Origin of the sequence: Nakamurella endophytica, from assembly GCF_014646215.1 — a bacterium.
GTDB classification, from domain to species: domain Bacteria; phylum Actinomycetota; class Actinomycetes; order Mycobacteriales; family Nakamurellaceae; genus Nakamurella; species Nakamurella endophytica.
This window is the reverse complement of sequence record NZ_BMNA01000004.1, coordinates 325,958-338,079: the sequence shown is the minus strand read 5'-3', so window position 1 is coordinate 338,079 and position 12,122 is coordinate 325,958. Positions and strand designations below refer to the sequence as shown.

General features: G+C 70.8%; 10 protein-coding genes. 5 read left to right on the top strand and 5 right to left on the bottom strand.

The window, feature by feature from the left end:
• Positions 1–56 precede the first annotated feature (56 nt).
• Both IEY37_RS12090 and IEY37_RS12085 read right to left on the bottom strand, forming a co-directional pair.
• Complete coding sequence (locus tag IEY37_RS12090) at positions 57–1,634, bottom strand: ABC transporter substrate-binding protein (protein WP_188941817.1); 1,578 nt, start codon at positions 1,632–1,634, stop codon at positions 57–59.
• 197 nt (positions 1,635–1,831) lie between these two features.
• The gene (locus IEY37_RS12085) at positions 1,832–2,611 is read right to left on the bottom strand and encodes a DeoR/GlpR family DNA-binding transcription regulator (RefSeq protein ID WP_373298316.1); all 780 of its coding nucleotides are present in this window, start codon (positions 2,609–2,611) and stop codon (positions 1,832–1,834) included.
• Between the two features lie 877 nt (positions 2,612–3,488).
• Between IEY37_RS12085 and rpsL the strand changes: the two genes are divergently transcribed.
• From rpsL to tuf, 4 genes are all read left to right on the top strand, one after another.
• The gene (gene rpsL, locus IEY37_RS12080; protein WP_188941813.1) at positions 3,489–3,863 is read left to right on the top strand and encodes a 30S ribosomal protein S12; all 375 of its coding nucleotides are present in this window, start codon (positions 3,489–3,491) and stop codon (positions 3,861–3,863) included.
• 1 nt (position 3,864) lies between these two features.
• On the top strand, positions 3,865–4,335 hold the full coding sequence (gene rpsG / locus IEY37_RS12075; RefSeq protein WP_188941811.1) for a 30S ribosomal protein S7: 471 nt from the start codon (positions 3,865–3,867) through the stop codon (positions 4,333–4,335).
• Between the two features lie 142 nt (positions 4,336–4,477).
• Positions 4,478–6,574: an elongation factor G gene (fusA, locus tag IEY37_RS12070; RefSeq protein ID WP_188941808.1), complete on the top strand. Its 2,097-nt coding sequence runs from the start codon at positions 4,478–4,480 to the stop codon at positions 6,572–6,574.
• Positions 6,575–6,774: 200 nt separating this feature from the next.
• Positions 6,775–7,968, top strand: coding sequence for an elongation factor Tu (tuf, locus tag IEY37_RS12065; protein WP_188941806.1), 1,194 nt, complete (start codon positions 6,775–6,777; stop codon positions 7,966–7,968).
• A 455-nt stretch (positions 7,969–8,423) separates the two neighbouring features.
• Here the strand turns inward: tuf and IEY37_RS12060 are convergent, their stop codons facing one another.
• From IEY37_RS12060 to IEY37_RS12050, 3 genes are read right to left on the bottom strand one after another with little or no spacing between them, the layout of a single operon-like run.
• Entirely contained in the window at positions 8,424–8,858 is a 435-nt protein-coding gene (locus IEY37_RS12060; RefSeq protein ID WP_188941804.1) for an ATP-binding protein, read from the bottom strand.
• Positions 8,855–9,187 carry an STAS domain-containing protein gene (locus tag IEY37_RS12055; RefSeq protein ID WP_188941802.1) on the bottom strand — a complete coding sequence of 111 codons (333 nt, stop codon included), beginning with the start codon at positions 9,185–9,187 and terminating at the stop codon, positions 8,855–8,857. Before IEY37_RS12055 ends, IEY37_RS12060 begins: the two co-directional genes overlap by 4 nt.
• Positions 9,184–11,223, bottom strand: a complete 2,040-nt coding sequence (locus tag IEY37_RS12050) for a glycosyltransferase family 2 protein (protein ID WP_188941800.1) — start codon at positions 11,221–11,223, stop codon at positions 9,184–9,186. The genes IEY37_RS12055 and IEY37_RS12050 overlap by 4 nt, the downstream gene beginning before the upstream one ends.
• A 551-nt stretch (positions 11,224–11,774) precedes the next feature.
• Here IEY37_RS12050 and rpsJ point away from each other — a divergent pair.
• The gene (gene rpsJ, locus IEY37_RS12045; protein ID WP_003938093.1) at positions 11,775–12,080 is read left to right on the top strand and encodes a 30S ribosomal protein S10; all 306 of its coding nucleotides are present in this window, start codon (positions 11,775–11,777) and stop codon (positions 12,078–12,080) included.
• Positions 12,081–12,122 lie beyond the last annotated feature (42 nt).

Here is a 12,122-nt window from a genome sequence, read left to right as displayed (position 1 = left end):
TGGGCCGACCGGCGGCCCGGCCGGACGCCCGGCCGGGCCGCAGGGGACCCGTCACATCACTTGTAGGTGTCGCCGATCGCCTGGGCCTGCGACTGGGTGTCGTTCGCCCAGTCGTCGACCGAGCCGTTGCCCGCCAGGACGTTGGCGGCCAGCGTGCCGGTCACCTTGTTGCCGAAGTCGGTGAACTCGGGGATGTCCACGAACTGGATGCCCACGGTCGGCCGCGGCTGGGTGCCCGGGTTCGTCGGGTCGGCGTTCTTCAGCGCGGTCAGCGTGGCCGGGGCGAAGGCCTCGGCGGCGGCGGTGTACTTGGGGTTGGAGTACAGCGACGTGCGCTTGCCGGCCGGGACGCGGGCCCAGTCGAGCTGGGTGCCGACCTCGTTCTCGTAGGCGGACGAGGACGCCCACGAGATGAACTGCCAGGCGGCGTCCTGGTTCTTCGACGCCTTCTCGATCGCCCAGGACCAGGCGTACAGCCAGCCGGAGGCCTTGGTCTCCTTGACCGGGGCCTGGACGTAGCCGATCTTGCCCTTCACCGGCGAGTCGCTGGCCTCCAGCGAACCGGCGGCCGAGGTCGCGTCGTACCACATCGCGACCTTGCCCTGCTGCAGCGCGTTCAGGCACTCCGGGAAGCTGGCCTGGTCGGGGCTGACCTCACCGTGCTGCTTGACCAGGTTGACGTAGAAGTTGACCGCGTCCTTGAAGGGCTGGGCCGTCACCTGGGCGTTCCAGTCCTTGTCCCACCAGGTGCCACCGAAGGTGTTGATGACGGTGGTCAGCGGGGCGCCGAAGTCGCCCCATCCGGGCTTGCCGCGCAGGCAGATGCCCTTCATGCCGGGCTGGGCGCCGTCGACCTTGGCGGCCGCGTCCGCGACCTCGTCCCAGGTCGGCGTGTCCTTGAGGGTGATGCCCTTGGACTGCAGGACGTCCTTGCGGTACATCAGGAACGACGACTCGCCGTAGAACGGCTCGCCGTACAGCTTGCCGTCGACGGTCAGCGAGTTGGTGAACGCCGGGAAGATGTCCGCCTGGTTGAAGCCGGCGTCGTTCTTGGCGTACTCGGTCAGGTCGGCCATCCAGTCGTTGCCCGCGTAGATCGGGATCTCGAAGTTGGACAGCGTCGCGACGTCGTACTGGCCGGACTGGTTCTTGAACTCCAGCGAGGCCTTGTCCCGCATGTCGCCCTCGGGCAGCACGGTGTAGTTGACCTTGATGCCGGTCTTGGCTGTGAAGTTGGCCTCGGTCAGCTTCTGCAGGTCGATCATCTGCGGGTTGTTGACCATCAGCACGTTGATGGTCTTGCCGTCGGTGTTCGGGTTGCGGGTCGGTTCGCCGCCGCCACCGGTGCCGCCGCCGGAGGTGGGCGCCGAGGACGAGCCGGAGCCGGAGCCGCCGGACGAGGCGACCGAGCCGGCCGACGAGGACGCCGTGTCCGACCCCGACGCGGTCGCCGAACCGGAGCCGGTGTCAGCGGACGACGAGGACGACGAGGACGACTCGGAGGAGGACGAGGACGAGGCCGAGGACGACGAGCTGCCCCCGGAGTTGTCGCTCGACCCGCACGCCGCGGTGACGGTCAGCAGGACGGCACAGCCGGCTGCCGCGACGACGTGCGGTGCCTTCTTCCATCTCATGGATGCTGCTTCCTTTCGTTGGGGTCCCCGCCCGGGCGGGCGGGGTGGACGGACAGCCGGCGCGGGGCCGGGACGGGGGTGGGACCTGCGGGCCCGGTCGGGTCCTGGTGGGCGACCGGACCGGGCGGGTGCTGTCGGGCGGCGGTGGCCGGGGGACAGGGCGGCGCCGGGACAGCGGCGGCGCGCGCCCGGGGGGCTCACACGCGGACCACCTGCGGTCCGAGTGCGCTGTACCGGTGCGCCTCGTGGGCGGACAGTCCGGTGTCGGTGACCAGGGACTCGAAGTCGTGGACGTCGGCGAACCGGCAGAAGCTCGTCACGCCGAACTTGGTGTGCACGCCGACGAAGATCCGCCGGCGGGACACCGCCGCGGCCTTGGCCTTGACCTCGGCGACGGCCGTGCTGGGAACCGTCAGCCCGCGGTCCCGGTTGATCCCGTTGGCGCCGAGGATGGCCAGGTCCAATGCGAACTGGCCGAGCATCGCGGTCGCCCAGTGGTCGACGGTGCCGAGGGTGCCGCCACGCACCCGGCCGCCGAGCAGCAGCACCTCGATCTGCGGGCTCTGCGCCAGCGTGGCGGCGGCGGACAGCGACGCGGTGACGACCGTCATCGCGCGGCCGAGCCGGGTCAGCTCCTCCGCCACCAGCGCCGGCGTGAAGCCCTCGTCGACGAAGACCGTCTCGGCCGGTCCGAGCTGCTCCACCGTCGCGCGGGCGATCCGCCGCTTCTCGGCGACCAGCGACTCCGACCGGCGGGCGAGGTTGGACTCGAAGCCGGCACCTTCGACGGGGTAGGCGCCGCCGTGGGTGCGGCGCAGCAGGCCGTGGTCCTCCAGGACCTTGAGGTCGCGGCGGACCGTCTCCGCGGCCACGTCCAGCTCGTCGGCGAGGTCGGTGACGGCGATGTGCCCGGCGCCGCGGGCCTGGGCCAGGATGTGCCGCCGGCGCTCGTCGCCCGGGCGACCCGACATGTGCATCCCTCCCGTCTCGACGACTCCGGCGACCGCGGGCCACATCCGAGGGTCCGACCAGTGTCGACCTCCGATGTGTGCTGGGCCACATCGCCGCGGCACCATCACAACAAACATGGATCACACCGGTCCAGTGGGGGTGCCCACATCCGGTGACCAGTTTCTGCCCGGAAACGGGCAGTGCTCGCTGGCATCAGTGCAGGTCAACTCTTGTGGTGGGCCGATCGACCGCCCGATCGGACCGGCCCTGCTGATCGTTTGCTGTGGCGCTGGGCCGGAACCGGACACCTCGGCGCCCGCTCCGTGGCGGGCGGGGCGTGGTCTCGGATCGATCACGGTTCTCTGCCGGCCGGCGGGACACGGTCGTCGGACACGCGTCGGACACGGTCGTCGCGCACGTGGCGGGGCCGAACCGGGCGGTCGGACGCCGCCGGGGCGCCGGCCGGGTAGACTGACCCGGTCCCAGCGCTGTGGTCTGGCTTGCCGTCGTGACCGTCCCGGTCGCGCACGGGAGCCGGGCCGGCACCACATCCGTGGTGCCCAGCCTGTGAGCGGTCATCGGCACACCGGGTCCCTCGGATCCGGTAGGCTGGCACGTCGGCCCTCACGCTGGGCTAGTCGCGCGTGCGCAGGACGGCCTCGGTCGGCAGGCGCCCGGTCGGGTCGTCGCGGTCCCCGGGCCGGTCGACGCGGCGCCGCTCCGCCGCCGCGACCGCACCACCGCTGCACCTTCGGACCCACCGCCCGTGGGTCCACCGGCCGGGTCCCGCCCGGCCGGGCACCACTCGATCGCCCCAGCCACAACCGCGGCGGGACAGCACCGGGTCCCCGGCCGCGCTCCGCGCCGACCGACCCGGACGAAGGAAAGAGAAGCTCCGCTCCGATGCCCACGATCCAGCAGCTGGTCCGTAAGGGTCGCCAGGACAAGACGACCAAGACCAAGACGCCGGCCCTCAAGGGGAGCCCGCAGCGCCGCGGTGTCTGCACCCGCGTCTACACCACCACGCCGAAGAAGCCGAACTCCGCGCTCCGCAAGGTGGCGCGCGTCCGGCTGACCAGCCAGGTCGAGGTGACCGCCTACATCCCGGGCGAGGGCCACAACCTGCAGGAGCACTCGATCGTGCTGGTCCGCGGCGGTCGGGTGAAGGACCTCCCCGGCGTCCGTTACAAGATCATCCGCGGCTCGCTGGACACGCAGGGCGTCAAGAACCGCAAGCAGGCTCGCAGCCGGTACGGCGCGAAGAAGGAGAAGAGCTGACATGCCCCGCAAGGGTCCCGCGCCGAAGCGGCCGTTGATGGCCGACCCGGTCTACAACTCCCCGCTGGTCACCCAGCTGGTCAACAAGGTGCTGCAGGACGGCAAGCGCTCGATCGCCCAGTCGATCGTCTACGGCGCCCTCGAGGGCTGCCGCGAGAAGAGCGGCACCGACCCCGTCGCGACGCTCAAGCGTGCGCTCGACAACGTCAAGCCCGCGCTGGAGGTCAAGAGCCGCCGCGTCGGCGGCGCGACCTACCAGGTCCCGGTCGAGGTCCGCACCCCGCGGCAGACCACGCTGGCGCTGCGCTGGCTGGTGGGCTACTCCAAGGCCCGCCGCGAGAAGACGATGACCGAGCGGCTGATGAACGAGCTGCTGGACGCCAGCAACGGGCTCGGCGCCTCGGTCAAGCGTCGCGAGGACACCCACAAGATGGCCGAGTCGAACAAGGCGTTCGCCCACTACCGCTGGTAGCACACCGGCGCCGGAGCGTCCTGCCCGAGTGTCCTGACCTGGGACGTTCGGGAACAATCGAGGACGTTCCGGCGCTGTACCCGGTGCCGCCCCACCACCCCGGGGACAGGCACCCCCTTCTGAAGACGAGGTAGACACCGCAGTGGCACCCACCGCCCTCGACAAGGTCCGCAACATCGGGATCATGGCGCACATCGACGCGGGCAAGACCACCACGACCGAGCGCATCCTGTTCTACACCGGCCGCACCTACAAGATCGGTGAGGTCCACGAGGGCGCCGCCGTCATGGACTGGATGGAGCAGGAGCAGGAGCGGGGGATCACCATCACCTCCGCCGCCACCACGGCCCAATGGAAGGGCCACAAGATCAACATCATCGACACGCCCGGCCACGTCGACTTCACGGTCGAGGTCGAGCGGTCGCTGCGGGTCCTGGACGGTGCGGTGGCGGTCTACGACGGTGTCGCCGGTGTCGAGCCGCAGACCGAGCAGGTCTGGCGGCAGGCGGAGAAGTACCACGTGCCGCGGATGTGCTTCGTCAACAAGCTCGACCGCACCGGTGCGAACTTCTTCCGCTGCGTCGACATGATGGTCGAGCGGCTCGGCGCCACCCCTGCGGTGCTGCAGCTGCCGATCGGCAACGAGGCGGACTTCATCGGCGTGGTCGACCTGCTGCACATGCGGGCGCTGACCTGGCGCGGCGAGACCGTCAAGGGTGAGGACTACACGGTCGAGGAGATCCCGGCCGACCTGGCCGACCAGGCCCGCGAGTACCGCGACAAGCTGGTCGAGACCATCGCCGAGAACGACGACGAGGCCATGGAGAAGTTCCTCGAGGGCGAGGAGCTCTCGGTCGAGGAGCTGACCGCGGCGCTGCGCCGGGCGACCATCGCCGGCAAGGTCAACCCCGTGCTCTGCGGGTCCGCGTTCAAGAACAAGGGCGTCCAGCCGATGCTCGACGCGGTGGTGGCCTACCTGCCGTCGCCGATCGACATCGGTGCGGTCCACGGCACTCTGCAGGACGGCGTGACCCCGGCCGAGCGCGAGCCCGACCCCAAGGCCGAGTTCTCCGGTCTGGCGTTCAAGGTGGCGACCGACCCGCACCTGGGCAAGCTGACCTTCGTCCGCGTGTACTCCGGCACGCTCAACAGCGGCACCCAGGTCGTCAACGCGACCAAGGACCGCAAGGAGCGGATCGGCAAGATCTACCAGATGCACGCGAACAAGCGTGAGGAGCTGTCGTCGGTCGGCGCCGGCGACATCTGCGCGGTGATGGGTCTGAAGCAGACCACCACCGGGGACACCCTGGCGGATCCGGCGCACCCGATTGTGCTGGAGAGCATGAGCTTCCCCGACCCGGTCATCTCGGTCGCCATCGAGCCGAAGACCAAGTCGGACCAGGAGAAGCTGGGCACGGCCATCCAGAAGCTGGCCGAGGAGGACCCGACCTTCAAGGTCCGCAACGACGAGGAGACCGGCCAGACGGTCATCTCCGGCATGGGCGAGCTCCACCTCGACATCCTGGTGGACCGCATGCGCCGGGAGTTCAGCGTCGAGGCCAACATCGGCAAGCCGCAGGTCGCCTACCGGGAGACCATCCGCGGCACGGTGGACCGGCTGGACTACACCCACAAGAAGCAGACGGGTGGCTCCGGCCAGTTCGCCAAGGTGCAGATCAAGGTCGAGCCGCTGGACATGGCCGCCGCCGAGGGGGCGACCTACGAGTTCGTCAACGAGGTCACCGGTGGCCGCATCCCGAAGGAGTACATCCCTTCGGTCGACGCGGGCGCCCAGGACGCGCTGCAGTACGGCGTGCTCGCCGGCTACCCGATGCTCGGTGTCAAGCTGACCCTGATGGACGGCGCCTACCACGAGGTCGACTCGTCGGAGATGGCCTTCAAGATCGCCGGTTCGATGGCGATGAAGGAGGCCGCGCGCAAGGCCAAGCCGGTCCTGCTCGAGCCGATGATGAGCGTCGAGGTGGTCACGCCCGAGGACAACATGGGCGACGTGATCGGCGACCTGAACTCCCGGCGTGGCCAGATCCAGGCCATGTCCGAGCGGTCCGGGGCCCGCGTGGTGACCGCGCTGGTGCCGCTCTCGGAGATGTTCGGCTACGTCGGCGACCTGCGGTCGCGGACCCAGGGTCGCGCGAGCTACTCCATGGTGTTCGATTCGTACGCCGAGGTGCCGCAGAACGTGGCCAAGGAAGTGATCGCGAAGGCGACCGGCGAGTGATCGCCCGTGCCGCTCCCGGCGGGAACAGTCCCGCCGGGGCGGCACAGCCCGGGGCGTTGCCCCACACAGACGCGGTGCGGCGGCCAGCCGCCGCACCAAGGGTCCGGAGTCGTGCACAGAGCGGCCGGTCCAGATCTACCCACCCACGCCCCGCGGTCTGACCCAGACGCAAGGCGCAAGAGTCCTGAGGAGGACAAGCAGTGGCGAAGGCGAAGTTCGACCGGAGCAAGCCGCACGTCAACATCGGCACCATCGGTCACGTCGACCACGGCAAGACCACGCTGACGGCCGCCATCACCAAGGTGCTGGCCGACAAGTACCCGACCATCAACACCGCCTCGGCCTTCGACCAGATCGACAAGGCCCCCGAGGAGCGGCAGCGCGGCATCACCATCAACATCGCGCACGTCGAGTACTCGACCGAGAAGCGTCACTACGCCCACGTGGACGCCCCGGGTCACGCCGACTACATCAAGAACATGATCACCGGCGCGGCCCAGATGGACGGCGCGATCCTCGTGGTCGCGGCGACCGACGGCCCGATGCCGCAGACCAAGGAGCACGTGCTGCTGGCCCGCCAGGTCGGTGTGCCCTACATCCTGGTCGCGCTGAACAAGGCCGACATGGTCGACGACGAGGAGATCCTGGAGCTCGTCGAGCTCGAGGTCCGCGAGCTGCTGTCCTCGCAGGAGTTCCCCGGCGACGACGCCCCGGTCATCCGGACCTCCGGTCTGAAGGCCCTCGAGGGTGACCCGCAGTGGGTCAAGACCGTCGAGGAGCTCATGGACGCGGTCGACGAGTCGATCCCGGAGCCGGAGCGCGACACCGACAAGCCGTTCCTGATGCCGATCGAGGACGTCTTCACCATCACCGGCCGTGGCACCGTGGTGACCGGCAAGGTGGAGCGCGGCACGATCAACGTCAACTCGACGGTGGAGATCGTCGGCATCAAGCCGAAGTCCTTCCAGACGACGGTCACCGGCATCGAGATGTTCCGCAAGCTGCTCGACTCGGCGCAGGCGGGCGACAACGCCGGTCTGCTGCTCCGCGGCACCAAGCGCGAGGAGGTGGAGCGCGGCCAGGTCGTCGTCAAGCCGGGCTCGATCACCCCGCACACCGAGTTCGAGGCCCAGGTCTACATCCTGGGCAAGGACGAGGGCGGCCGGCACACGCCGTTCTTCAACAACTACCGCCCGCAGTTCTTCTTCCGGACGACGGACGTGACCGGCGTGGTGAACCTCCCCGAGGGCACCGAGATGGTCATGCCCGGCGACACCACCGAGATGAAGGTCCAGCTGATCCAGCCGATCGCCATCGAGGAAGGCCTGCGCTTCGCCATCCGCGAGGGCGGCCGCACCGTCGGTGCCGGCTCGGTCACCAAGATCGTCAAGTAGTACCCCCGCCGTCCCCGGACGGAACAGCGCAGAGGCCCCGCCGTGCTCGTCACGGCGGGGCCTCTGCCGTTCAACGGGGCGAGCGGTGGTGCGGGTCGAGGGGCCGCGGTGCGGTCCCCGGCGGTGTCGGCGCCGACGTGCGCGAGCGGGTCAGCAATGCGCGGGCGGACCGTGCCGACACCGCACAGCCCGAGCGAGGTCGTCGGTGGCCCGTCCCCCGCCGTAGCCGGTCGGAGGGCAGCGCATCCCCACGCACCGGCCGCCCGAGGCAGTGGTCGGTCACCGCGGAGCAGCACCGCCGAGGGCGGCTTCGCGACTCACGGGCTGCAGCGCCTGGAGGAAAGCCCCGAGGACGGCCCGGCCCGCCCGGCGGCATCCGGGGGGCGCGGCCGTCCCGGCGACGCCGGTGCACTTCGCGGGCGTGGCGGACGGACAGCAGAGCCGACCGGTGCCGCTCAGCGGGCGGAACGGACCCGCCGCCGGCGGCGGCGGATGACCCAGGTGTTGCCGTCGGCCGTGGGGCGGTGGTGCAGCTCGTCGACGGCCGCCCGGGCCATCGCCAGTCCGCGGCCGCTCTCGGCCATCTCGTCGGGCATGTGCACCCGGGACAGGTCGAGCCGCACCGGCGTCCCGGAGTCGCTGAAATCGGCCTGCAGGACCGCGGAGTCGGCCTGCACCGCCAGGTCGAAGGACCACTCGGGCCCACGCCGGCTGTGCGCCACGATGTTCCCGGCCACCTCCAGCACGGCCAGCTCGAAGCCTATGCGGTCGGTGTCGTCGAGGTCGTCCAGCTGCGACCACAGCTCGTCCAGCAGCAGGTGCACGCGGTCCAGGCTCTCCACGTCCGTGCAGCGCTGCAGGCGGAGCGCGACCGGCGTGCCCGCGGTCATGCCAGGCTCTCGGCGACGCTCGGGTACGGGCGCAGCACCCGCAGCATGTTGGTCAGCTGCAGCACGGTGGTGACCTGCTTGCCCGGCCGGGCGATGCGCAGGTCGCCGCCGGCGGACCGGGCCGTCTTCAGCCCCGCGATCAGGGCGCCCAGGCCCGACGAGTCGATGAAGTCCGTGGCGCCCAGGTCGACCACGACGGTCGGGCGGTGGTGCTCGGTGACCGTCGTGGCGATCAGCTCCCGCAGTTTGGGTGCGGCCACCATGTTGAGCCGACCCGCGGCGGTGATGACGGCGGCCCCGTCGGTGGGGTAGTCCACGTCGAAGTTCATGACAGCTGTGCCTCTTTCTCACTGACGGTGGGGACGGCCGGGACGGATCCGGCCGGGACGGGCGCGTCGTGCCCGCGGTAGCGCGCCGCCTTGACCACGGCGGACAGCAGGACGACGTCGTAGGCGACCCAGAGCAGATTGACCAGGGTGCCGCTGACGGTGGCCACGCCGGCCGCCATCCGGGCGGTGCCGACGACGGCGGCGACGACCAGCACGGCCATCGTGACGAGCTGGACCCGCACCAGGCGCCACTGCGGCCGCCACTCCTGCCGGACCTTCGGGGTGACCGCGAAGCCGAGCGGCCGGCCGAAGACCACGTTGCGGACGGCGGTGGTGCACGCCCGGATCCACACGGGGAACAGCGCGAGGCTGTACTGCTGCCCGCGCCAGGTGCGGTGACCCCGCGAGATGACCAGGAACAGCAGCTGGTTCACCAGCAGGAAGGGCAGCAGCCGGGCGAAGAAGTCGACGCTGAACGCGGTGACCGGGAGGACGCCGAAGCACAGGTAGATGACCGGAGCGGCCAGGTACACCAGCGCCGCGAAGCCGGACAGGTAGCTCCACATCGTCGCGAAGTACATGAGCCGCTGGGTGCCGCTGAGACCTCGTTGGAGCAACGGGTTCTCGCGCAGCATCACCTGGATCGTGCCCTGCGCCCAGCGCAGCCGCTGGGTCAGCATGGTGCCCAGGTCCTCCGGTGCCAGGCCGAAGGCGAGCGGTTCGTGGTGGTAGACGGTGCGCCAGCCGTGGGCGTGCAGCCGCATCGACGTGGCCATGTCCTCGGTGACGGAGATGGTCGCCATGGGCATCACGGCCTGCGCCTCGCCGGAGCGGTCCACGTCCACCGCGGCGACCAGCGCCCGGACCGACTCCAGGGCGCCGAGCGGCGACCAGTCGCGCCGGGTCAGCGCCGTCACGGCTGCCTCGCCCGCCTCGGCCGGCTCGGCAGGGCCGCCGGCGGTGGCGTCCGGACCGGCGTGGGGCCCGGCGGCCAGGCCGAGGCGTTCGATCTCCGCGAGGTCGGCCTGCAGCGTCGCCAGGTCGTCGGCCACCAGGCCGGCGGCCGCCTCCTCGACCCGGCGCTGGAACGCGTAGGTGACCTCGCCCAGCGGCTCGCCCTGCGCGAGCCGGCCGCGGGCCACGGTGACGGCCGCCGCCACCCGGTTGAGCGCGGCCACCGCCCGCAGGTCAGCGCGGGCCGACCGGCGGGCCCGCGCCAGCACCTTGTCGGCGGTGCGCAGGGCCGCGGCCACCGAGCGCTCCACCTGGTCGACGTACCCGCGGACGCCGATCAGCATCATCGCCTCGCGGCGCAGGACGGCGTTCGAGCCGCAGAAGAACGCGGCGTTCCAGCCGTCCTTGCCCTGCTGGATGGGGCCGTAGAACAGCGGCGCCTGGCTGCCCAGGGGGTCCTCGTCGGGGACGTTGACGAAGAACTGCGGCGTCTGCACGAGCGCGACCTCGGGGTCGGCGAAGTAGCCGAGCGTGCGGTCCAGGATCTCCGGCTCGGGTACCTGGTCCGCGTCCAGGATCAGGATGAACTCGCCGTCCGTGGCGGCCAGCGCGTTGTTCAGGTTGCCGGCCTTGGCGTGCCGGCTGTGCCCGGCCCAGTCGCCGGACCGGGTGACGTACCCCACGCCGGCCGCCTCCGCCGCGGCGCGCATCTCGTCGCGGGCGCCGTCGTCCAGGATCCAGGTGCGGTGCGGGTGGGTGATCGCGACGGCTGCGGTGGCGGTCGTCATGACCAGGTCGACCGGTTCGTTGTACGTGGTGATGAAGACGTCGACGGTGGCGTCGGCCGGTGGCGGGGGAGGGGCCGGCCGCTCGCGCAGCCGCCAGACCGTGATGCCGAAGAGCAGGCAGTCGACGACGCTGTAGGTCTCCACCGCGACGAGCGGCACGGCGATCCACCAGGCCGCCCAGTTCACCGACTCGAACCAGCGCCAGACGATGTAGTCGACGGCCGTGACGGTGGTCAGCACCACCAGGATGCGGATGACGGCCAGCCGCCGTCGTTCTCGGGTCCCCCTCTGCATGCAACTACTGTAAGCAACATCCGATTACTCAGCGAGGTCCGGACGCCGTCTTCACCCCTTGGCCGCGCACCGTGCGCCGAACGCCGGTGACGACCACCGTGCGCAACCACACGGTGACCGGAACCTCGCCCGTCGGGGTGGATTTGAACCGCCGCCAGGACTGGGGCATACTTGTCGGGTTGCCCTGGCTCGGGTCGTCGCACGGCTGCGTCCGTGTGCCCCCGGGTGCGGTGGCCGAGGCGGCCCGTCGTCCTGCGTGACGGCGGCCCGCCGGGTCGGACACCGGGCTCGGCAGCCACAGACAGACAGCACGACCGTTGTACCGCGCGCTCTCCGCGAGCGCGATCGGTCCACCGCGCCGCTCGCCGGCCGGGGAGGGCGGGCGACACGCCCGACCGCGTGGACCGGTGCACCGCGCCCGGCAGGGCGACAGCAGAACAGCGGCGGAGTGACATCCGCGCCCCGTGCGGCCACGCCGGGCGGGGCGGTGTGTCGGGCGGCCACGGCCGTCCGGTGCAGACGACGAACAGACGACACAGAGGACGGCAAGCGTGGCGGGACAGAAGATCCGCATCAGGCTCAAGGCCTACGACCACGAGGCGATCGACGCGTCCGCGCGCAAGATCGTCGAGACGGTGACCCGGACCGGCGCGCGGGTGGTCGGCCCGGTGCCGCTGCCGACGGAGAAGAACGTGTACTGCGTCATCCGCTCGCCGCACAAGTACAAGGACTCGCGGGAGCACTTCGAGATGCGCACGCACAAGCGGCTGATCGACATCCTCGACCCGACGCCCAAGACCGTCGACGCCCTGATGCGGATCGACCTGCCGGCGTCGGTCGACGTCAACATCCAGTAGCGCCCGGTCCGGCGTTCCGGCGCCGGTCGTCCGCTGCCCATC